This is a genomic window from Mesorhizobium montanum, from assembly GCF_033977145.1.
GTDB lineage: Bacteria > Pseudomonadota > Alphaproteobacteria > Rhizobiales > Rhizobiaceae > Mesorhizobium > Mesorhizobium montanum.
The window spans coordinates 100,202-121,607 of sequence record NZ_JAVIJF010000009.1; the positions used below are offsets into that span (position 1 = coordinate 100,202).

At 63.2% G+C, this 21,406-nt stretch carries 24 protein-coding genes; 5 read left to right on the forward strand and 19 right to left on the reverse strand.

The genetic code is table 11. From position 1 onward, the window contains the following. Positions 1-46: 46 nt before the first annotated feature. From RFM68_RS14240 to RFM68_RS14255, 4 genes are read right to left on the reverse strand one after another with little or no spacing between them, the layout of a single operon-like run. On the reverse strand, positions 47-427 hold the full coding sequence (locus RFM68_RS14240; RefSeq protein WP_320233614.1) for a PTS glucitol/sorbitol transporter subunit IIA: 381 nt from the start codon (positions 425-427) through the stop codon (positions 47-49). Positions 428-452: 25 nt separating this feature from the next. Further along, positions 453-1,457, reverse strand: coding sequence for a PTS glucitol/sorbitol transporter subunit IIB (gene srlE, locus RFM68_RS14245; protein ID WP_320233615.1), 1,005 nt, complete (start codon positions 1,455-1,457; stop codon positions 453-455). Positions 1,458-1,473: 16 nt separating this feature from the next. Then, entirely contained in the window at positions 1,474-2,241 is a 768-nt protein-coding gene (gene srlA, locus RFM68_RS14250; RefSeq protein ID WP_140541310.1) for a PTS glucitol/sorbitol transporter subunit IIC, read from the reverse strand. Positions 2,242-2,293: 52 nt separating this feature from the next. After that, complete coding sequence (locus RFM68_RS14255; protein ID WP_320233616.1) at positions 2,294-2,731, reverse strand: transcriptional regulator GutM; 438 nt, start codon at positions 2,729-2,731, stop codon at positions 2,294-2,296. Between the two features lie 191 nt (positions 2,732-2,922). Here RFM68_RS14255 and RFM68_RS14260 point away from each other — a divergent pair, with 191 nt between their 5' ends. Together RFM68_RS14260 and RFM68_RS14265 are read left to right on the forward strand one after the other, a co-directional pair. After that, entirely contained in the window at positions 2,923-3,564 is a 642-nt protein-coding gene (locus tag RFM68_RS14260; RefSeq protein ID WP_320233617.1) for a hypothetical protein, read from the forward strand. An 81-nt stretch (positions 3,565-3,645) separates the two neighbouring features. Further along, positions 3,646-4,320: an HAD family hydrolase gene (locus RFM68_RS14265; RefSeq protein WP_320233618.1), complete on the forward strand. Its 675-nt coding sequence runs from the start codon at positions 3,646-3,648 to the stop codon at positions 4,318-4,320. A 19-nt stretch (positions 4,321-4,339) separates the two neighbouring features. Here RFM68_RS14265 and RFM68_RS14270 read toward each other — a convergent pair whose 3' ends face one another. From RFM68_RS14270 to RFM68_RS14300, 7 genes are all read right to left on the reverse strand, one after another. After that, entirely contained in the window at positions 4,340-5,506 is a 1,167-nt protein-coding gene (locus RFM68_RS14270; RefSeq protein ID WP_320233747.1) for a DUF930 domain-containing protein, read from the reverse strand. A 140-nt stretch (positions 5,507-5,646) separates the two neighbouring features. Next, positions 5,647-7,065 carry a pyruvate dehydrogenase complex dihydrolipoamide acetyltransferase gene (locus tag RFM68_RS14275; protein ID WP_320233619.1) on the reverse strand — a complete coding sequence of 473 codons (1,419 nt, stop codon included), beginning with the start codon at positions 7,063-7,065 and terminating at the stop codon, positions 5,647-5,649. Positions 7,066-7,068: 3 nt separating this feature from the next. After that, positions 7,069-8,067, reverse strand: coding sequence for an alpha-ketoacid dehydrogenase subunit beta (locus RFM68_RS14280; protein WP_320233620.1), 999 nt, complete (start codon positions 8,065-8,067; stop codon positions 7,069-7,071). Beyond that, entirely contained in the window at positions 8,067-9,095 is a 1,029-nt protein-coding gene (locus tag RFM68_RS14285) for a thiamine pyrophosphate-dependent dehydrogenase E1 component subunit alpha (protein WP_320233621.1), read from the reverse strand. Before RFM68_RS14285 ends, RFM68_RS14280 begins: the two co-directional genes overlap by 1 nt. Before the next feature lie 2 nt (positions 9,096-9,097). Then, complete coding sequence (locus RFM68_RS14290; protein WP_320233622.1) at positions 9,098-10,426, reverse strand: NAD(P)H-dependent oxidoreductase; 1,329 nt, start codon at positions 10,424-10,426, stop codon at positions 9,098-9,100. 254 nt (positions 10,427-10,680) lie between these two features. Then, complete coding sequence (locus tag RFM68_RS14295; RefSeq protein ID WP_320233623.1) at positions 10,681-11,139, reverse strand: YbaK/EbsC family protein; 459 nt, start codon at positions 11,137-11,139, stop codon at positions 10,681-10,683. A 143-nt stretch (positions 11,140-11,282) separates the two neighbouring features. Then, positions 11,283-11,549, reverse strand: a complete 267-nt coding sequence (locus tag RFM68_RS14300; protein WP_320233624.1) for a helix-turn-helix domain-containing protein — start codon at positions 11,547-11,549, stop codon at positions 11,283-11,285. A 294-nt stretch (positions 11,550-11,843) separates the two neighbouring features. Here RFM68_RS14300 and RFM68_RS14305 point away from each other — a divergent pair, with 294 nt between their 5' ends. Then, the gene (locus tag RFM68_RS14305) at positions 11,844-12,449 is read left to right on the forward strand and encodes a single stranded DNA-binding domain-containing protein (protein ID WP_320233625.1); all 606 of its coding nucleotides are present in this window, start codon (positions 11,844-11,846) and stop codon (positions 12,447-12,449) included. Between the two features lie 239 nt (positions 12,450-12,688). After that, positions 12,689-12,886 carry a hypothetical protein gene (locus RFM68_RS14310; protein WP_320233626.1) on the forward strand — a complete coding sequence of 66 codons (198 nt, stop codon included), beginning with the start codon at positions 12,689-12,691 and terminating at the stop codon, positions 12,884-12,886. A gap of 275 nt (positions 12,887-13,161) precedes the next feature. Here the strand turns inward: RFM68_RS14310 and RFM68_RS14315 are convergent, their stop codons facing one another. The 7 genes from RFM68_RS14315 to RFM68_RS14345 all read right to left on the reverse strand — a co-directional run bounded on the left by RFM68_RS14315 (position 13,162) and on the right by RFM68_RS14345 (position 17,940). Beyond that, positions 13,162-13,461, reverse strand: a complete 300-nt coding sequence (locus RFM68_RS14315; protein ID WP_320233627.1) for an ElaB/YgaM/YqjD family protein — start codon at positions 13,459-13,461, stop codon at positions 13,162-13,164. A gap of 94 nt (positions 13,462-13,555) precedes the next feature. Next, on the reverse strand, positions 13,556-14,095 hold the full coding sequence (locus tag RFM68_RS14320; RefSeq protein ID WP_224582182.1) for a MerR family transcriptional regulator: 540 nt from the start codon (positions 14,093-14,095) through the stop codon (positions 13,556-13,558). Positions 14,096-14,227: 132 nt separating this feature from the next. Then, positions 14,228-14,551 carry an integration host factor subunit alpha gene (locus RFM68_RS14325; RefSeq protein WP_320233628.1) on the reverse strand — a complete coding sequence of 108 codons (324 nt, stop codon included), beginning with the start codon at positions 14,549-14,551 and terminating at the stop codon, positions 14,228-14,230. Positions 14,552-14,655: 104 nt separating this feature from the next. Next, positions 14,656-15,627 (reverse strand): beta-ketoacyl-ACP synthase III, encoded by a 972-nt coding sequence (locus tag RFM68_RS14330; RefSeq protein ID WP_320233629.1) that lies wholly within the window; start codon positions 15,625-15,627, stop codon positions 14,656-14,658. Positions 15,628-15,636: 9 nt separating this feature from the next. Then, the gene (gene plsX / locus RFM68_RS14335; protein WP_320233630.1) at positions 15,637-16,707 is read right to left on the reverse strand and encodes a phosphate acyltransferase PlsX; all 1,071 of its coding nucleotides are present in this window, start codon (positions 16,705-16,707) and stop codon (positions 15,637-15,639) included. 130 nt (positions 16,708-16,837) lie between these two features. Continuing rightward, a complete protein-coding gene (locus RFM68_RS14340) occupies positions 16,838-17,386 on the reverse strand; it encodes a YceD family protein (RefSeq protein ID WP_320233631.1) in 549 nt (182 codons plus the stop codon). A gap of 11 nt (positions 17,387-17,397) precedes the next feature. Further along, complete coding sequence (locus RFM68_RS14345) at positions 17,398-17,940, reverse strand: ubiquinol-cytochrome C chaperone family protein (protein ID WP_320233632.1); 543 nt, start codon at positions 17,938-17,940, stop codon at positions 17,398-17,400. Between the two features lie 117 nt (positions 17,941-18,057). Here RFM68_RS14345 and RFM68_RS14350 point away from each other — a divergent pair, with 117 nt between their 5' ends. Then, entirely contained in the window at positions 18,058-18,576 is a 519-nt protein-coding gene (locus RFM68_RS14350; RefSeq protein WP_320233633.1) for an outer membrane protein assembly factor BamE, read from the forward strand. A gap of 500 nt (positions 18,577-19,076) precedes the next feature. On the opposite strand, the gene RFM68_RS14355 is transcribed toward RFM68_RS14350, so the two are convergent. Continuing rightward, a complete protein-coding gene (locus RFM68_RS14355; RefSeq protein ID WP_320233634.1) occupies positions 19,077-21,218 on the reverse strand; it encodes a sodium-translocating pyrophosphatase in 2,142 nt (713 codons plus the stop codon). Positions 21,219-21,406 lie beyond the last annotated feature (188 nt).

Consider the following 21,406-nt stretch of genomic DNA (forward strand, 5'->3'; position numbering starts at 1 on the left):
GAATTGCTCTGGCTTATGGCGCCATCTTCGGACGGCGCTGATCCTATCAGGCGGCAATGGTGATGACAGCGCCTGGCGTAAGCGCCGCCACGAGCGCTCCGGTATCGACCTCGGATGCGCAGACTTCGCCGGGCCTTTCGGCCTCGGATGCTCCGTTGAAGGAGATGACGACATGGCCCATCTCGCGGACCTTGCTCCATGCGGTGGAACCGACCGCCGTTATCGTCGCCGACACCGGTCCGAGCGTGATCGAGGCGCCCTTTTGCGGTGCGTCGTCACTGGGTCCCTGCTCGGTCAGGTGAAGTACGGAAACCTCGGCCAGTTCGGGAGGCGAGCCATCCGCGAACAGGATGACCACGCCGCCCTCGGCGAGGTCCGCCACTTCGGGTCCTATTGCCGTGACCCGTGTCTTGAGAAGAACCGACATATGGCGAACCTCGTTGTTTAACGCCTTAGAACACGATCAGGGAGACGACCCATGCGATCAGCACGGAGACCGGGCCCATGATCTGGCGGCTGATGAGCACAGCCGGCACGCCGATTTCGATCGTCTTCGGCTTGGCCTCGCCGAGCGCCAGGCCGACGGGAACGAAGTCGCAGCCCACCTGGGTGTTGTAGGCAAACAGCGCCGGCAGCGCCATTGCCGGCGAGATGGTGCCGTTGGCGATCTGCGGGCCGATGATGGCGACGCCGATGACCTGGGCGATGACCGCGCCTGGCCCGAGGATTGGGGACAGGAACGGCAGGCCGCAGATGGCGGAGATGATCAGCAGGCCGACAATATTGTTGGCCAGCGGACCCATCGGCTGCGCCAGCACGTCGCCGATGCCGGTATAGAGGATCAGGCCGATCAGCATGGTCACGAAGGCCATGAAGGGCAGCACGTTGCGGATGACCTGGTCGATGGTGCGGCGGCCGGCGTTGAAGAAGATGCCGACGACGCGGCCCATGACGCGGCCGATCGAGCTGATCAGGCCGATAAGCCCGCCTTCGCTCGGCAACGGCTGTGGCGCCGCAGCTGCAGTGTTGTTACCTGAACTCATCGATGCTGCTCCCCCCGCAGTGGTGACCGCTTCGGATCCGTCCGCCATTGTGACGTTGGCCGGCTTCACGCCCGAAACGTAGATGTCTTCCGTGATGAACTGGGCGAGCGGCCCAGCCTGGCCGACCGGCGTCAGATTGACGGTCGGGATACGCTTGCGCGGATAGACGCCGCAGCGCGCGGTGCCGCCGCAGTCGACGACGACGACCGCCATCTCGCTTTCGATCGGCGGCGCCCTGAAGCCGTCGACGGCCTCGGCGCCGGTCATGTCGGCGATAAGTTGCGCCACCGGATGAATGCCGCCGCCGGTAACCGACACGACCTTGCTGCGCTGCTCGGTCGGTTCGATGACCAGCGGGCCACCCCAACCGGTGGAGCCCCTCGAGATCTTTACTGCCTTGTATGTCTTGGCCATGGTATCCTCCCCGCGCTCAGAGCTCGACGCCTTGGCGGCGCGCCATGATGGCCGTGATGCGCTCGGTCAGCATGCCCTTCAGCAGGATGACGACGAGGCCGACAAGGGCGTACCAGATGGCCACCTTGACGTGATAGCCGTTGGCGATGACGCCTCGCTTCTCAAGGTCGAGCAGCGCCACGAGCATGCCGCCCCAGACGAAATATTCACCGGGATTGATATGCGGGAAGAGGCCGAGCGGCGGATGCACATAGGACACCGCCGCGTCGTAGAAGGCGGGCTTGTGCTTTTCTTCCAGGAAAGAGCCGAAGGTGTAGGCCATCGGGTTGGTGAGGAAGAATACCGACAGCACCGGCAGCACGGTATAGCGGGTCAGCGCGATGCGGCCGGCGCCGCGTGCCAGGCCGTGGACGCGCTCTTCGCCGACCAGTTCGGTGACGGCGTAGAAGGCGGTCATCAGCACGACCAGCGTCGGGATGATGCCGGTGACGAAGCCGGCGAACACTTCGCCGCCCTTCTGGAAGATGCCGATGAAGTATTTGCCGATCGCGGTCAGCCAGCCGAGCTGCTCTTCCTGCTGCACATTCTTCAGCTGTTCCTTCAGCTGATCGGCGGTGACCGGCGCGTTGTCGGTCGTCGCCTGCGCCAGGACGACGAGATGGTCGGTGGCATGCTCGACGCCGAGCTTGCCGTGCCAGGCAGCATCCGAGACCATGGTGCCTGCCACATGCAGGTTATGCACCGCCAGGTCGGCATGCTGCGCCAATAACGAAATCACAGACATTTCTCCTCCTTATGACCCCTGCCGGTCATTCCCAGCCGGCTGCCGGCGTCGTTTAAGCCCTTGCTACGTTCAAGCCGGACAGGCCCGGCTTCTTCCCCGGCTCCGACCGCGCGCGGTCGATCTGCTCGATCGCCCGTTTCACGGCCTCGGCCACACCGGGTTCCCCCTCCCCCATGATCGCAGGGTTGGACCGGAGTCGATCGAGGGGGACGCCCTCGAATTCTTCATGTCGCTTGAACTTGGTCAGCACCGAGCGGCCGCTCATGATCATCGCGCGGCGCACGATGAGATCCGGCGTCACGACGATGAGTGCAATGGTGCCCTTGGCGAGCCGGCCGCGGAAATTGCCCGCGCCGACGAAACCGTCCTTGTACTGGTTGGTGACACCTTTGAAGACGTCCGAATAATGCCGCATCTGCAGCCAGACGCCGAGCGATTGCAGCGCCCAGACAACAAACAGCAGAAGCAGCGCCCACTGCCAGATCGCCATTTTCGGTTTCCTCCCGAGTCTCTTTCTCCCGGCACATATTGGACGGAGACGAGATGACCCGAAAGTGAGAACATTTGTTTCCTCGAATGTCAACATGTATTATATTAGCCGCCATAACGCTCCACAGGCGGCTGGCCGATTTCGGCATCGGCAGCGCCTGTGCTAGCCTGTCCTCAAACGGGATATGAGACATGGATCTGCCCTTCAGGCACGAACTTGCGCTTATGCCGGACCTGCGTCACCGGCTGCGGCAGCTGCGCTGGTTCCGCGCCACTTTCCGCAGCAGTGCGAAGGTGGTGTCGGAAACGTTCGGCGTGCGCTTCGAGATCGACGAGGCCAAGCTGACGCGCGCCTTTCTCGACTGGATCGAGGTGATGGAAGCGCAGAAGCGATTCGCCGATGTCGACCGCGCGGACTTCATCGTCTTCGCCGCCGGGCTGGTGCTGCGCGAGCTGATCCGGCAGGCGCCGGCGCGCGAGGTCTCCGGCCTCACCGAAATGATCGAAACCGAGGCCAATGCCGGCACGGCGGAAATCGTGCGCTTCTGGCCGGAGGGATTTCTCTATACCAACTACTGCGTGTCGGCGATCCTGGCCGTGCACGAGCAGGAGTTCGGCACCGCGCCCAGCATCGACAAATGCGCCGACGACCTGCGCACATGGTGGTCCTATCGAGAGAACGCGACGGAAATGCCCGCCTATGCCGTGGCCTTTCTCGACCGCTTCCTCGGCGCCGAGCCCAACTGGATCACGCCCGACCGCGCCCAATCGCGCCAGGCCATGCAGCGCGCGCTTGGATCCTCGCCCGTCAGCGAGGCGCTGCGCCAGCTTTGATGATTGGCCGCCTTACTATTGAACATCTGACTTTTTATCGATAGCGATGTGCAACATTGATATCGAAGCCGGGAGAGGCGCGTGGCGCGATCCAGACTGATGATTTTCGACTGCGACGGGGTTCTCGTCGACAGCGAGCCGCTGGCCGCCAAGGCTTATGAGCGCGTCTATGAGAAGCATGGCATGCCCGGCGTGCATGGCGGGATCATCGCCCAATGCATCGGCATGAAGCAGTCCGACATCATCGTCAAAATCAAGGAACTGACCGGCCATCAGTTCCCGCCCGCCGCGGATGGCGACATCTGGGCCGAAACCAAGCTGCTCTTTTCCGAGGAGCTGAAGCCGACGCCGGGGATCGTGCCTTTCCTCAGCGCGCTTGCCGGCGACCGCTGCGTTGCTTCGTCATCCTCGATCGAACGCATCAACCACAGCCTGTCGGTGACGGGACAGTCGCGCTTCTTCGGCGAGGCGATCTTCTCCTCCTCGATGGTCAAGAACGGTAAGCCGGCGCCCGACATCTTCCTGTTCGCGGCCGAGAAGATGGACGCGAAGCCTGCCGACTGCATCGTCGTCGAGGATTCGCCTTTCGGTATTCAGGGCGCGGTTGCGGCCGGCATGATCGCCATCGGCTATACCGGCGGCGGCCACACCTATCCCGAGCATAGCACGCGGCTGAAGGCTGCCGGCGCCGATTTCGTCTGCGCCGACTGGCGTGAGGTTGGTCGGCAATTGGCTGGGCTCGGCGTGCCGGCCTGATCTAGCGGAGACTCCTGATCTAGCGGAGACTGGGGAACTTACGCTGGCTCCATTCGCCGGGCGGTATCGTTGGTCCCACACGGAAGTTGAAGGACAAGACCCTCGTCGCATCGGCGTCGACCTCACAGCGAAAGCTCAAATCGAACCATTGTGTTGTCGTGCTGAACGCGGCCTTCGGCGGGTTAAGAACATTACCCAGCTTCAGCGGAATGGTTGGCAGCCATTTGGGAGAATAATCGGCACTTTGCAGTTCCTGGTTCAGAACGTTGGCGCAAAGATTGGCAACGCGCTGATCTCGCGGCACATTCTCCATTGAGCTTGTGGCCAGCGCGTTGCCGGTTGCACCCGGCGAGTAAAGCTTTCTGACGCCCGGAAGGCCGGAATAAATCGGCGATCCCTCAGCCTCGGCGTTGGTGGGATTTGACCTCCCGCTTGGGGCTTTGAAGGCTCGCGCGGATTTGAACTTCATCGCTTTGGAAGGTTTAGGCTTTGCCTTTTCGACCGAGGATTGAGGCGCAGGCTTGTCGCCAGCCTCGGCTGTCAATGGCTTTGGTGGCACGACCGATTGCTCTTCGGTGGTTTGCGGCGCCGCCTCCTGTTTGTCTGCCTGTTGTTTGTCAGTATCCTCGGTCGCCTGCTTCTCCTCGCTTTGCGCAGGTTTGGCGTCCGGCGCGGCGGTTGCCGGTTTCTCGTCGGCCTTGCCGGACTCTGCCTGCTGCTCGGGAGTTGTGGGTGGTGCGGCCTGGTTCGGCGCGGGCTTCGGTACGACCGGCGGCTTCGCGGCCTCATCCTTGGCCGGCGACGGCGCATTGGCTGGAGCGCTGCCTCCGTCTGGAGATTTCTCCGGCCCGGTATTCTTCTCGCCATATTGAAAAACGCGCTTCAAAACCGGGATGTCGGGTGGCTTGGGCCGCTCTGGCGGCGGCTTTTCAACCTTCTGCTCGGGCGGCTTTTCAGCCTTCGGTTCCGGCGGTTTCTCGGCCTTGGGCGGCGCCCGCACAGGTTTCGGCTTTGGCTGATCGGGCGGCGGCACGATCGCGACATTCACCGGTTGTTCCTGATCCGGCAGTTGGGCGGGCCTCGGCAGGCCATAGAGCAGGAACGCTGCGATCAGCACGTGCAGAAATAGCGATGCGGGCAAGGCCCACCGCAAATTCCGAACTCGATCTGCTGCCTCGCCCTTCATCCCGACCGATGTGGAACGAAATGGCGGCAGCTTCAAGCATGAGAATCGGATCGGCGCGAAGCAGCCGCCTGACAAGTCGGTGATCGGGTGGCCAGCGCCGTGCGGTCAGGGCAGATACGGCTCGCACCGCCTTTCCCTTCTTACACCAGCATGCCCATCGGGTTTTCGATCATGCGCTTGAAGGCGCCGAGCAGTTCGGCGCCGAGCGCGCCGTCGACGGCCCGGTGATCGGTCGAGAGCGTCACCGACATCACGGTGGCGATCTTGATCTCGCCGTTCTTCACCACCGCGCGCTCTTCGCCCGCGCCGACCGCCAGGATCGTCGCATGCGGCGGGTTGATGACGGCGGCGAAGTCCTTGACGCCGAACATGCCCAGATTGGACACCGCCGTCGTGCCGCCCTGGTACTCTTCCGGCTTGAGCTTGCGGCTGCGGGCGCGGCCCGCCAGGTCCTTCATCTCGTTGGAGATGACAGACAGCGTCTTTTCGTCGGCATGGCGGATGATCGGCGTGATCAGGCCGCCGGGGATCGACACGGCGACGCCGACATCGGCGTGCTTGTGCTTGACCATGGCGCTTTCGGTCCACGAAGCGTTCGCATCCGGAACCGCCATCAAGGCCATCGCCATCGCCTTGATCACCATATCGTTGACGGACAGCTTGTAGGCCGGCGCCTCGCCCTTGTCGGTCTTCTTCATCGGGGCTGCCGCATTGAGCTGCGTGCGCAGCGCCAGCAGCACATCGAGCTCGCAGTCCAGCGTCAGATAGAAATGCGGGATGGTGGACTTGGCCTCGACCAGGCGGCGCGCAATCGTCTTGCGCATATTGTCGTGCGGCACGAGCTCATAGGAGCCTTCGGCGAACAGTTTCAGCACCTGGTCGTCCGACATCGGCTTCGGCGCGGCGGCCGGCGCCTCAACTGGCGTTTGTGGTGCGGTATCGGCAGTCGGCTGTTCGGGTGCGCCGGCGCCTTTCGCGGCGATTGCAGCTTCTATATCGGCACGCACGACACGGCCGTGCGGGCCGCTGCCTTTCACGTCCGCAATCGCGAGACCCGCCTCGCGCGCCAGACGGCGAGCGAGTGGTGTTGCGCGCCCACCCGACGGCGATTGGCCAATCTCCCCCCTTGTGGGGGAGATGCCCGGTCCACCCTCCGTAGCTGCAGCGCCGCTGCTGCGGAGGAAGGGCAGGGCAGAGGGGGGCGCGACAGACTGAGACGCCGGCGGGACAGCGCCCCCCTTTGTCGGCTTTGCCGACATCTCCCCCACGAGGGGGGAGATTGGAGCCCCGTTCTGCGTCGTCCCTGCTTCATAAACCTCATCGTCGGCATATATCCATGCCACCGGCGCGCCGACCGGAATGTCGACGCGCTCCTTACCGGTGACGTCGCGTAGCGTGCCACTGGCCGGCGCATCGATCTCCATCGCCGCCTTGTCGGTCTCGATCTCGAAGAGCACGTCGCCCTTCTTGACCTTGGCGCCCTCCTCAGCGAACCAGCGCGAGATCTGGCCGGTCGCCATGTCCATGTCGACCTTGGGAAGAATGACTTCGGTCGGCATCGCTCAGCGGACCCCTTTCACGAGGTCGCGGGCGGCGGCGATGATGTCTGGAACCTGCGGCACCGTCGCCTTTTCCAGGTCCGGATTGTAGGGGATCGGCGTCTCGGCGCCGCCGAGGCGAACGATCGGCGCATCGAGATAATCGAACGCCTCGCTTTCGGCCACCAGCGCGCTTACTTCCGCGCCGATGCCGAGCGTCTTCACCCCTTCGTAGACACAGAGCAGGCGCGAGGTCTTCTTCACGCTGTCGATGACGGTCTGCCGGTCGAGCGGCCTGATCGTGCGCAGATCGACCACTTCGATGTCGATGCCCTCGCCTTCCAGCGCGGCTGCCGCGTCGAGCGCCTTCTGCACCATGATCGATGTGGCGACGATGGTGAGGTCGCGGCCCTCACGGCGGATCTCGGCCTTGCCGATCGGCACGATATAGTGGCCTTCAGGCACATGGCCCTTCATCTTATAGAGCAGCTTGTGCTCGAAGATCATGACCGGGTCCGGATCGGCGACAGCGGCAAGCAGCATGCCCTTGGCATCATGCGGCGTCGCCGGCTGGATGACCTTCAGGCCGGGCACATGGCCGAGCCAGGCTTCGAGGCTCTGGCTGTGCTGCGCAGCCGCACCGGTCCCGGAGCCCGCCGGGAACCGCATCACCACCGGCACCGAGACCTCGCCGCCGAGCATGAAGCGCATCTTTGCCGCCTGGTTGACGATCTGCTCCATACCGAGCGTGGCGAAATCCGAGAACTGGAATTCGAAGATCGGCCGCATGCCGGTGACGGCTGCACCCACCGCGACACCCGCGCCGCCCAGCTCCGAGATCGGCGTGTCGATCACCCGGTCGGTACCGTAGCGCTCCACCAGATCGCCAGTGACCTGGAAGGCTCCGCCATAGACGCCGATATCCTCGCCCATCAGGAAGACGCGCTCGTCCATGTCCATGGCGATCGCCATGGCTTCCTGGATCGCCTGGGCGTAGCTCAGTTCGCGCATGGCGGCGTCCATCACGCATGCTCCGTGTAAACATAGTTTTCGAGGGTGGCGATCTCGGGCGCCGGGCTCGCCTTGGCGAACTCGATGCCGTCGGCGATCTCGCGGGCGACCGCGTCGCGGATCGCCTCGATGCCCTGGTCGTCGATGAAGCCGAAATCGCGCAACTCGTTCTCGAAGAGCGTGATCGGATCGCGGTTCGCCATCCAGTCCTCGATCTCTTCCTTGGTGCGGTAGCGGTTGCGGTCGCTCTTGGAATGGCCGCGATGGCGGTAGGTCTTCGATTCGATCAGCGTCGGCCCCTCGCCGGCCCTCGCGCGCTCGATAGCCTTGAAGGATGCCTCGGCGACCTCGGAGAAGATGTTGCCGTTGACGATGACACCGGGCATCGAATAGGCAGCCGCGCGCTCGGCGATGTTCTTCACAGCGGTCGAGCGCGCCGTCGAGGTCGACATGCCGTAGCCGTTGTTCTCGCACACGAAGACCACCGGCAGCTTCCAGATCGCCGCCATGTTCAACGCCTCGTGGAAGGCGCCTTCATTGTTGGCGCCATCGCCGAAGAAAGAGACCACGACCTTGCCGGTCTTCATCATCCTGGAGGAGAGCGCAGCGCCGACCGCAATCGGAATGCCGCCGGCGACGATGCCGTTGGCGCCGAGATTGCCCTTGGCGACATCGGCGATGTGCATGGAGCCGCCGCGGCCCTTGCAGTAGCCGGTGGTCTTGCCGAAGAACTCGGCGAACATGCGGCCGACTTCAGCGCCCTTGGCGATACAATGGCCATGGCCGCGATGCGTCGAGGTGATCTGATCATCCTCGGCGAGCGGCATGCAGATGCCCATGGCGCTCGCTTCCTGGCCGATCGACAGGTGCATGGTGCCGTGGATGAGGCCGCGCGTGTAGCACTCTTCCGCACCCTCTTCGAAGCGGCGGATGAGGTACATCTTGTGGAGCACTTCTCGGAGCTGCTCCGGGCTGTACTGGCGGTAGACGAAAGGCAGGTTGGCGCGGCTATCGACGACGGCTTTGCTCGCTCCGGCCATGATCACGCCTCCACGGTTCCGTAGACGAGCTTGTCCTGGCGGGCGCGCAGCTCGGCGATCTTCGAGCCCGGTGCGGGCGCCGCGTTGGCATAGGTGATGAGCTCGCCCTTCTTGATCGGCCGGGTGACCGAACCGCCCTGCAGCAGGCCGCAGGGAATGGCCCTGGCTGCATGGGCTTCCGGGGCCGTCATTATCCAGGCGCGATAGCAATACTCACCGATGGCATCGAGCTTGTCGCCAGGCTTCAGATCCTTCTTGGCGACAGCGCAGACCTCGGCTACTGGCTTGGCCAACGGCACCATGTCGGCCTTGCCGTAAAGCACGACGCGGGCGCATGTCAGCGGCACTTCGAGCGAAGTCAGGTGATAGGGGCGATGGAAGGTGAAGTACGGGCCCTTGCCCATCTTCAGATCCTCCATGCGTTCCGAGATGCGCGGATGCGACATGTCGGCGACCACGAATACGCCGGGCGCCACACCCTTGCCGATCGAATAGTCGACGACGCCGACCTTCGACAGCACGCCGCCGTCCTTCTCAGGCACCAGCACCTTGGACAATTCTCCAAGCGTCGCCGCCGGACCGTGCATGCCCGGCTTGTCAGGCACCAGCCCGGTCGCGTTGGCGATCGCCGCCATCTCGACCATGGTCTTCGAGCCGTCGACGAACTCGACCAGCATGCGCACATTCATGTGCCGGCGCTTGGCCTCCTCCTCATAGTCGGGAGGCGTGGCGTCGATGTTGAGCGGGTTGTTCTTGCCCTTGCCGGCGGCGACGATCGGGTGGCCCATGGCGGAGACGAACTCGATCAGTTCCATGCAGGAAGACGGCTCATCGCCGGCGCCCAGCGAATAGGTGACGCCCAACCGGTCGGCTTCGGCCTTGAGGTAGGCGCCGATGGTGACGTCGGCCTCGACATTCATCATCACCAGGTGCTTGCCGTGCTCCATGGCGCGCAGACCGATCTCGGCGCCGACGGCGGGAACGCCGGTGGCATCGATGACGACGTCGATCAGCTCGTTGCCGATGACAAGGCTGGAATCGTTGGTCACGGCGATCTTGCCGGCCTCCATGGCCGACGTCATCGCCGAGGCATTCGAAACCTCGCGCGCATGACCGGTCTCCTGGAAAGCGATATCGACGGCCTTGCTGGCCGCCGGCAGGTTGAGTTCGGAAATGGCACCGATCTCGATGCCGGACATATGGGCGACGCGGGTGACGATGTCGGTTCCCATTTCGCCGGAGCCGATCAGGCCGATGCGGATGGGCTTGCCGGACTTGGCGCGTTCCTCGAGGTCACGGGCAAGGCCCGTCAACGAAATATTGGAAGCCATGCCGCTTATTCCTCCCATATCGCATGCTGTTCGATTGCTTGACGGGTATTGAACATCTGTATTTCTGTCAAGACTAATGTCCAAATCTTTGGCCGTTTGTCGACGCTTTCGAGTTGTCGAGGCGCGACGGCGAAAAGCGCCGGCAGAAGGCACGGGCGGCAAAACCAAATGGAAGCGAGCGCCGCAGCCGATACCGGTCAAAGCCGCGCGATAGCTTTTTCGCGGGCCGCGAAGAGATATCTAGGCGGCAATTGTTACTGGCAAACGTCGACCCATTCGGCACCGACCAGATCGGCCATGCGCTGCGGCGTGATGCGCACCGCGGCATTGGTGGCGCCGGCCGCAGGAACGACCTCGTCGAAAGCCTTGAGCGAGAGATCGCAATAGATCGGCAGCGGCGCCGGCAGGCCGAACGGGCAGACGCCGCCCGGCGGATGGCTGGTGACTGCCAGCACCTCCTCGCCGCCAAGCATGCGCGGCTTGCCGCCCATCCTGTCCTTGAACTTGCGGTTGTCGAGCCTGGCGACGCCACTGGTCACGACCAGCATGGTCGCGTCGCCGACGCGCAGGCAGATCGTCTTGGCGATCTGCGCCTGCGTCACGCCATGCGCCTCTGCCGCCAGAGCAACGGTGGCCGAGCTTGCCTCGGTGACGATAACCTCCACGTCCGGCGCGTGCTCTGCAAAAAAGGCGCGAACCGATTCCAAGCTCATGGCGACCCTCGTCATATGTCGAACAACAGCCCGCGAATCGCACAGCGCCGCGGTCACTGGCAAGAGCCACGGCTCTGCGTTGCGCGCACTAAAAAGCCCGCCTGGCTAAAGCCGGCGGGCTTTCGAATGGACGCTTTTGGCGTCTATTGCTGGGTGGGCCGATTCTCGCCGGCCGGCACTCTGATCAATTCCTCTTCCGGCATCTGCAATGCCGAGGCAATGCGCCGGAGCTTGGCGGGATCGGCGTCCTTGCCGTCCTCCATGTCGACGATCTCGCCCACGGCCAGGCCGCAGGTCAAAGAAAGCTCCTCGATCGTATATCCCCTTGTTTCGCGAGCGGCTTTCAACGGATTGAGACCGGACGCGGCAATGATGTCATTGGAAACAGCGTTTCGTGCGGTGTTGGGCATGGCAACTCCTTGAGATGAAACAGGGTCTGATGAAATGTGGCGTTGCCTGAGACTGGCGGGAGAATGCTCGTTAACAAATGATTTGCCAAGAGCTTCGGCCGTCACGCCATCGTGAAGCGGCATTTTCGGCCGGGTATCGCAGGCCTCGCATATGTAAGGTCGCGCGCCGCTCAATCAAGTTCTTTTGAAGCGCTGAAAAGCGAACCCACTGGCATTTTGGCTGCTCCAATTCGTTAAGTTTGTGTCTCTGGTTGACGGCGGGCGGCGCTAACTCCTTTGGAAGGATCGGATGCCATGAAACCGAAGCTAGTCACTTTCTCCATCGTACTCGCCACAATTTCAGCTTTTGCCGGCGCCGCGCAGGCGCAAACCGTGCGCGTTCGCGGCACGGTGGCCAACTTCGCCGGAACGGCGCTGACGGTGAAAGCCCGCGACGGCAAGACCGATACGGTCACCCTTTCCCCCGACTGGATGATCTCCGGTGTCGCCAAAGCATCGGCCGCCGATATCAAACAAGGCGATTTCCTCGGCATCGCATCGGTGTCCAAAGCCGATGGCGGCAGCGGCGCGCTGGAAGTCGTGATCTTCCCGGCCGCGCTGAAGGGCACGGGAGAAGGCGACCGTGCCTGGGACCTGAAGCCCAACAGCCGGATGACCAACGGCACGGTCGCCGACGTGACCGAAGTGAGCGGCCGGACGGTGACGCTCACCTATGGCAACGGCCAGAAGAAGCAGATCGCAATCCCGCAATCGACGCCGATCGTGACGTTCGCGACCGCCAAGCCGGCTGACCTCAAGCCGGGCATGGCGGTGTTCGTCTCCGCCGATCGCAACAGCAACGGCAAGCTCGTTTCGCGCCGTGTCGTGGTCGGCAATCACGGCGTCGCTCCGCCGATGTGAGGCGATGAAGGCTGGCCTGTCAGCCAGCGTGTGATCGGGAAATTGGTGTCACAGCGTAGCGCTGCGCGCCCGAAAGGACGCGCAGCGTTGTGAGGGGCAGTCAGAAACAATCCAGAAACAACAATCTACATTTGGGAAAAATTGTCGAAAAAAACCAGGAGGATAGTTCCTGTCGCGGGGCTTGGGTCACGGATTTGGTCCGGTGGATCTCGGAACGCCCGCGAAAAAGGAAACGAGTCATGAAGAAGTCCTTCCTCTCCGCGCTCGGGTTGGCTCTGGCCCTGGCGTTCACCATCCCGATCCTCGGCGCCACCAGCGCTGATGCGGCTCCGATGATGAAGAAGCATCACCGTCATCATCGTCATCACCACAGGTATCATTACAGGCATCATCGTCGGCATCATCACCGTCACCACCATTATAATCACCACATGTGATCCTTCCCGCTGCCGATGGGAAGGCGGGCCTTCGATTGTTGAGCGCCGGCCTTCCCGTCGGAGTTTTTCTGCTTAAGCATCCGGCGATGCCGAACCGCATTCCGGAATGTGTCTGATGGGGATCAGCGACCGCCTGCCGACCAGGTACCGCCTGGGCGCTCGCGAGCGGATCATTCGCCACCGACATCAAGGTTCATGTCTGCAGCGGCATCGGGTATTTGCGCCCAAATGAAAAAAATCGCGCGGCCGCCATTTCCATATCGAATCCATGAAGATCAGCGCCGGCTGATGAGCAGGCCGGCAAGCAACCCGACCACGACCAGTCCGACAGCAGCAGCCGTAGCCGGATGATCGCGCGCCGTCCGCTCGAGCGCCCTGCCCCTGCGCCTTATAGCCGGCAGCGCCTCGTGCAGGCGATCGGCAAGCTGCGAGTAGTAGTCAGACGCCGCCTCGCGGCCGTCCTCGTAATAGGCGTCACCGCGCTTGGCCAAAACCTTCTTGAGATCGTTAAGTTGTCGCGAGAGCACCGCGACCTGCTTGTCGATATCAAGGTCGGAAAGGGTCGAAAATGCCATGCGAATTGTCCTTCTCCTGGAGAAGGCCTAACGCACGGACGAAGCGCCAGTTCCGGCGGGCTGATGGCGCGGCGTCAGGTCGAATAATGACCGTTCATCGAACCTGGTCGAGCAGGCGCTTGCATTCCAGCAGGTCGAACAGCGCTTCCTGCAGCAAGGCGCGATTGTCACGTGACAATTTCGAAGAGTCGGGTTGAACCGGGCCTTCGTCGTCGCTTTTGCCGAGGCCAAAGAAACGGCGGCTGGGCTTTACCTTCGGCTGGCCGACAAGCGCATCCTCGTCGCCGCGCGGCTGCGCGGCCGCCGTCAGCGGCACCTGCTCGGCCTGGCGGCGCTGGGCGATCGCCTCCACGGCGGCCATGTCGCCGCTGCCGATGGCAACCAGAAAATGGTTGCCGTTCTCGCGCAACAGCTTCTGCACGCCTTTGATCGTATAGCCCTGATCGTAGAGCATATGCCTGATGCCCTTGATCAGTTCGACGTCCTGCGGCCGGTAGTAGCGGCGGCCGCCGCCACGCTTCATCGGCTTGATCTGGGTGAAGCGCGTCTCCCAGAAACGCAGCACGTGCTGCGGCAGATCGAGATCTTCCGCGACTTCGCTGATGGTGCGGAAAGCATCGGGACTCTTGTCCATGGGCCAATCCTCCACACTGGACCGCGATCCGGCGCATGATACCGACTCGCGCCTTATTTCAGCGGTTTATGAAACGATATTCAAGCCCAGCATCAGAACGGCCGACGGTTTTCAACCGCATTCGCCAGCAAACTACTTGCCGCCCTTGCCCTTGCTGTTCTGGTGCGAACGCAGGATCCGGCTCTTGAGCACGTTCGACGATTTGAACGTCATCACCCGGCGCGGCAGGATCGGCACTTCCTCGCCGGTCTTGGGATTGCGGCCGACGCGCTCGTTCTTGGAACGGACATGGAAGGTGGCAAAGGACGACAGCTTGACCGTCTCGCCGCGAACGATGGCTTCGCAGATCTCGTCCAGGACAGCCTCGACGAGCTCCGCCGATTCAGTTCGCGATAAGCCAACCTTCCGGTAAACGGCTTCAGCAAGGTCGGCGCGCGTAAGTGTCTTTCCCCCCATGCGACCGTCCCATCTGCTCGCAAAAACGTAAATCGATACAGGTAAAGGCAGAGCCTAAGTAATTGATCCGTCAAGGTCAAGAACCGAACCGGTGCGTTCGGCACTTACCAGCGGAGCAACACAGCGCCCCAGGTGAAGCCTCCCCCCATCGCCTCGAGAAGCACCAGGTCGCCCTTCTTGATGCGGCCGTCGTCGACAGCCACCGAGAGAGCCAGCGGCACCGAGGCAGCCGAGGTGTTACCGTGTAAATCGACGGTGACCACCACTTTCTGCTCGGCAATCCCGAGCTTCTTGGCGGAAGCGTCAATAATCCGTTTATTGGCCTGATGCGGCACGAACCAGTCGAGGTCCTGCGCGGTTATGCCGGCCTCGCCGAAGGTCGCCTCGATGACGTCGGTGATCATGCCGACGGCATGCTTGAACACTTCACGGCCTTCCATCCTGAGATGGCCGACGGTTCCCGTCGTCGAAGGGCCGCCGTCGACGAAGAGCTTGTCCTTGTGCACGCCGTCGGAGCGCAGGCTCGCCGCCAGCACGCCGCGATCGGTGATCGCACCGGTTCCTTCTTCGGCTTCGAGAACCAGCGCTCCGGCGCCGTCGCCGAACAGCACGCAGGTAGAGCGGTCGTTCCAGTCGAGGATGCGCGAGAAGGTTTCCGAACCGATCACCAGGACACGTCTGGCCAACCCGCCACGGATATAAAGGTCGGCGGTGGCGACGGCATAGACGAAGCCCGAGCACACGGCCTGCAGGTCGAAGGCGAAGCCATGATGCATGCCGAGCCGGTCCTGGATCTCGACCGAGGTCGCCGGAAAGGTGTTGTTGGGCGTCGAAGTCGCCAGAATGATAAGGTCGATATCGGCAGGCGTCATACCGGCGCTGTCGAGCGCAGCGCGCGCCGCCGCCTCGCCCAGCGAGGCCGTCGTCTCGTCATCGGCCGCGACGTGGCGCTGGCGAATGCCGGTGCGCTGGACGATCCACTCGTCGGAGGTCTCGACCATGCCTTCGAAATCGGCATTCTTCATGATGCGGCGGGGCAGCGCGGCACCGTTGCCGCGCACGACTGATCTGATCAAAGCTCGTTCCTATTCCTCGGCGTCGGCGGAGACACCGGATTTCCTATTTGCCTGGGCAGTCGGGTTGCGCGCATGGAACAGATCGAGGTCGGCCTCGATCCGGTCAAGCAAATTGTTGCGCACCATGTCGTAGCCGAGCTCGATGGCCGCGGCGAAGCCGTCCGAATCGGCGCCGCCGTGGCTCTTCACCACGATGCCGTTCAGCCCCAGGAAGACGCCGCCATTGGAGCGACCGACATCCATCTTCTCGCGCAGCCTGTCGAAGGCGCCCTTGGCGAAGACGTAGCCGATCTTGGCCATAAGGGTGCGGCTCATGGCGGCGCGCAGATAGCCGGCGATCTGCCTTGCCGTGCCCTCGGCGGTCTTGAGCGCGATGTTGCCGGCAAAGCCTTCTGTGACCACCACGTCGACCGTGCCCTTGCCGATATCGTCGCCTTCGACGAAGCCGCGATAATTCATCGAGGCCATATTGGCCTCGCGCAGCATGCGGCCGGCCTCCTTGACCTCTTCCTGGCCCTTGATCTCCTCGACGCCGACATTGAGCAGGCCAACGCTCGGCCGCTCGATGCCGAACACCGAGCGCGCCATGCCGGTGCCCAGAATGGCGAAATCGATGAGCTGGTGCGCGTCCGCGCCGATGGTGGCGCCGACATCGAGCACCACGCTTTCGCCGCGCGTCGTCGGCCAGAGCGCGGCGATCGCCGGGCGGTCGATGGTGGCCATGGTGCGCAGGCAGAATTTCGACATCGCCATCAGCGCGCCGGTGTTGCCGGCGGAGATGCAGGCCTGCGCGCCGCCGTTCTTTACCGCCTCGACGGCCTTCCACATCGACGACTTCCAGCGGCCGTGGCGCAGTGCTTGGCTCGGCTTGTCGTCCATGCGCACGGCGATCTCGCAATGAACGAACTCGCTCACTTCGGCGAGCTTCGGGAATTTGGCGAGTTCGGGACGCACCACGTCCTCGCGGCCGTAGATGACGAAGCGGATGTCAGGGCGGCGGATGGCGACGGTCATCAGCGCCGGGATGACCACGCTCGGTCCGTGATCGCCGCCCATGGCATCGATGGAAATCCTGATCACGTAGTACTTTTCTCACGGTTTGCCTGGCTTGCGGCGGACGCTTGCCAAGGTAAGGGGGCTCGCGAAGGTTCGGCGAAAATAGCGGTTTTGGGCTGCCGCACAACCAACTTTTCCAAAATCCGGATCACTCTCAGGATTTTCCAAGCAGCGAACGCAGCTTTTTCTGGAATTCGCTTTCCTCGGACTGATCGTCGCCGCCAATGTCGAGCGAGACTCCTTGCTTGCGCGGATAAGGGTCGATCGCCAGACCGAAAAACTGTTCGGCCAGCGCGCCGACGTCGATGGTGTCGCCGAAAAATGTCTCCGGGCTGTCCGGCCCGTCGGCGTCGAGGATGATCTCTCCGCCGGCCTCGAAACCCTCACGTCCCAGTTTCGACCGCTCGGGCAAAAACAGCGCCTCGACCGGCTCGTCGATATGCGCGGTCACCGGCTCCAGGGTGACGATGCAGGCCTGCGTGATGTCGGCCTCGACGCGGCCGGTGACCTTGACGCCATTGCGCTTCCACGAAACCACCAGCAGCTCGGCGCGGTAGTTTTCGACCGAAAGCAGATCATGTTCGGCGGCAAGCGCTTCGCGCTGGCGCCCGTCGGCCTCGACCACGACCGGCAGGCCCTTTTGCGGCAGCCGCGCGACATTGGCGACAAAGGATACCGGGCTGGGCAATTCGGCGTCTTTCATGCTGGCCTCCTTCAGGCCGCCCCGGCAGCTGGAAACGCGGCCATGCCGGCAACGATCGATTCGGTCGGCTGCGCGGCAAGCTTTTGCGAGGCCCCGCCAACATAGTCCGCCAGGAGCGGCGCCTGCGGCCAAGAGCCGGCGTCCGGCCTGACATTGCGGGCGAGCGCCGCCGCGAGCGCCACCCGGTCGTCTTCCTTGAGGGCGTCGTCATAGGCGGCCGTGCGGCCGTAAAACATCTTTGCCAGCTTCTTCATGCGTTTGGGCACGCCGACATCGCTGATGCCGAGTTCGCGCAGCGAATGTTCGACATCGCGGAAGAACTCGTCGATCAGCACCTGCGCGACCTCGGCCGCCACACCTTGCTCGCCACGCAGCCGGCGCTGGATGAGATACATATGCAACGACAGCATCTCGAAGCGGCCGAGCGGCGTATCCGGCACATTCCAGTCGGAATAAAACACCGTTTGCCGCGCCGCCGCCACGATTAGTGCGTAGAGCGCGTCGGTGATAGCGCGGTTGGCATTGCGTTCGCGGCCAAAAAGGCGCTGGAACATTGAGGGCGGTCTCCCGGGGACCTGGTGTTTGATTTGGCCTTGTTGCATCGGCATGCAAGCTGGTTTACCGGTTTTGCGGCCCAGCGCAAGTTGCGGGGATGTGATGGAGAATTGTTGTTGGGTGCGCTGAAATTCAAGTCGTTCTTTGCGCCCGCCCCGGTGGGCGTGGCCTCGCTGCTGGTGGTGATATCAGCGCTTTCCGCCTGCAATTCGTCCAAGATGTTCGGTGATCTCCACCCAACCGAGACGCTGACGAAAGGCTATGTCATCGACCAGCAGGCGATCGATTCGGTGCCGGTCGGATCGAGCCGCGAACAAGTGCTCTTGGCCCTGGGCACGCCGTCGACGACGGCGACCTTCGACAATGAGGCCTTCTACTACATCTCGCAGACGCGCAAGCGCTACGTCGCCTTCGACAATCCCCATATCATCGACCAGCACGTGCTTGCGGTCTATTTCGGCGCCGACGGCCGCGTCACCCAGATCGCCAATTACGGCCTCAAGGACGGCAAGATCTTCGACTTCGTCTCGAGGACCACGCCGACCGGCGGCAAGGACCAGAACTTCCTCAGCCAGGTGATCAAGGGCGCGTCGAAGATAGCCCCTGGCATACCAGGCGGCGGCGGTACGCCTTGAGTTTGCTCACACGGCAAGCTGGATAAACAAGACCCGCCAATCGGCGGGTTTTTGCTGGCCGGCGGCAGCCGGGCTGTGCTTGCTTATGCCCGTATAGCCACGAATGACGTTGCGGCGATTTCCAGGGGCTGGTCGATGCGATAAGCGCGTCCAACGTGCTGTTTGCCAAGATACTGGCCAGCGCCACGGAGCCGCGGCAACCCGGCTCAATCAGCTATCTCATCTCAAGCGCCGACTGATGGCCGCCTTGGGCATTCATTCGCGAGCGCGATCGTTGCGGCGCAAACATCCGCGCGGCGGTTGGCGACGTTGCGCAAGGTTCGGGGGCTGTCGCCAATGCCGGAGCGCGAACCGGATTTGAACCAGATGCTGGCGCGTTACCGAGCTTCGAGCGAACAGCGGAAGCCGGCCGATGCAGCGCTGCCGGCACACCAGGAACCGCTCAAATAAAAACCGCGGGGATCGCTCCCCGCGGTTTCGTTTTTTGCGAGTTGTCTTGCTCAGCCGTGCGCGAGCACGGCGAGCAGCAGCAGCGCCACGATGTTGGTGATCTTGATCGCCGGGTTGACGGCCGGGCCGGCGGTGTCCTTGTAGGGATCGCCGACGGTGTCGCCGGTCACCGAGGCCTTGTGCGCCTCGGAGCCCTTCAGGTGCTTGACGCCGTCCTTGTCGGTGAAACCGTCCTCGAACGACTTCTTGGCGTTGTCCCAGGCGCCGCCGCCGGAGGTCATCGAGATGGCGACGAAGAGGCCGTTGACGATGACGCCGAGCAGCGAGGCGCCGAGCGCGGCGAAGGCCGAGGCCTTCGAGCCCGAGATCAGGAGCACGCCGAAATAGACGACGAGCGGCGCCAGCACCGGCAGCAGCGACGGGATGATCATTTCCCGGATCGCCGCCCTGGTCAGGATGTCGACGGCGCGAGCGTAGTTCGGCTTGGAGGTGCCGGCCATGATACCCTTGTCCTCGCGGAACTGCTTGCGCACTTCCTCGACGATCGAGCCGGCGGCGCGACCGACGGCAGTCATCGCGATGCCGCCGAACAGATAAGGGATCAGGCCGCCGAAGATCAGGCCGGCGACGACATAGGGGTTAGAGAGGTCGAAGGAGATCTCGCCCATGCCCTGGAAGTAGGGGTATTTGTCGCCATTGGCGGCAAAGAACCTCAAGTCGTTCGAGTAGGCCGCGAACAGCACCAGGGCGCCGAGGCCGGCGGAGCCGATGGCATAGCCCTTGGTCACCGCCTTGGTGGTGTTGCCGACGGCGTCGAGCGCGTCGGTCGAGTGGCGGACTTCCTTCGGCAGGCCGGCCATTTCGGCAATGCCGCCGGCATTGTCGGTGACCGGGCCGAAGGCGTCGAGCGCCACGATCATGCCGGCGAGGCCAAGCATGGTGGTGACGGCGATCGCGGTGCCGAACAGGCCGCCGAGCTGGTAGGTGGCGATGATGCCGCCGACGATGACGATTGCCGGCAGCGCCGTCGATTCCAGCGAGACCGCAAGGCCCTGGATGACGTTGGTGCCATGGCCGGTGACGGATGCCTGGGCGATCGAATTCACCGGGCGCTTGTTGGTGCCGGTATAGTATTCGGTGATCACGACAATGAGCCCGGTCACGACGAGGCCGATCAGGCCGCAGATGAACAGGTTCTTGCCGGTGATGGCGATACCCGCGACGGTGCCGATCTCGCCCCAGCCGACCGTTGCCGAAGTAGCGACACCCAGGCCGACGATGGAGAGCAGGCCGGTGACGATCAAGCCCTTGTACAGCGCGCCCATGATCGAGCCGTTGGAGCCAAGCTTGACGAAGAAGGTGCCGACGATCGAGGTCAGGATGCAGGCGCCGCAGATGGCGAGCGGATAGAGCATGGCTGAACCCAGAACGGCGGTACCGCCGAAGAAGATTGCGGCGAGAACCATGGTGGCGACGACGGTGACGGCATAGGTTTCGAACAGGTCGGCGGCCATGCCAGCACAGTCGCCGACATTGTCGCCGACATTGTCGGCGATGGTGGCCGGATTGCGCGGATCGTCTTCCGGAATGCCGGCCTCGACCTTGCCGACGAGATCGCCGCCGACGTCCGCACCCTTGGTGAAGATGCCGCCGCCGAGACGGGCAAAGATCGAGATCAGTGAGGCGCCGAAACCAAGCGAAACAAGTGAGTCGATGACGATACGGTCGTCGGGCTGGAGACCCATGAAACGGGTCAGGATGAGGTAGTAGATCGAGACGCCGAGCAGCGCCAGGCCCGCCACCAGCATGCCGGTGATGGCGCCCGACTTGAAGGCGATGTCGAGGCCGGCGGCAAGGCTGTTGGAGGCAGCCTGCGCGGTGCGCACATTGGCGCGAACCGAGACATGCATGCCGATGAAGCCGGCGGCGCCCGAGAGCACGGCGCCGATCAGGAAGCCGATCGCGGCGGTGATGGAAAGCAGCCACCAGGCAAGCAGGAGCACGACGATGCCGACAACGGCGATGGTGGTGTACTGGCGCGCCAGATAGGCCTGGGCGCCTTCGCGGATGGCCGCGGAGATTTCCTGCATGCGCTGATTGCCCTGATCGGACGCGAGGACCGAACGTGTCGCCCATATGGCGTAAAGGACAGAAAGCAGGCCGCAGGCGATGACGGCGGAAATGATGGTCATTGCCGGATTTTCCTCGATTGTTGGCCCAAAAGAACCCCTCCCTGGGCCGTTGGAACGAGAATGAATGCCGCGCGGAATCCACCCCTTGCCTGGGGTGTATGCGAAACAGGGCCTGGAACGTCAAGATATTGTTCGGTTTTTGCCCGGCTTTCGCCCAAAAGAAGAACGCACTAACTGTTATGCCAGCG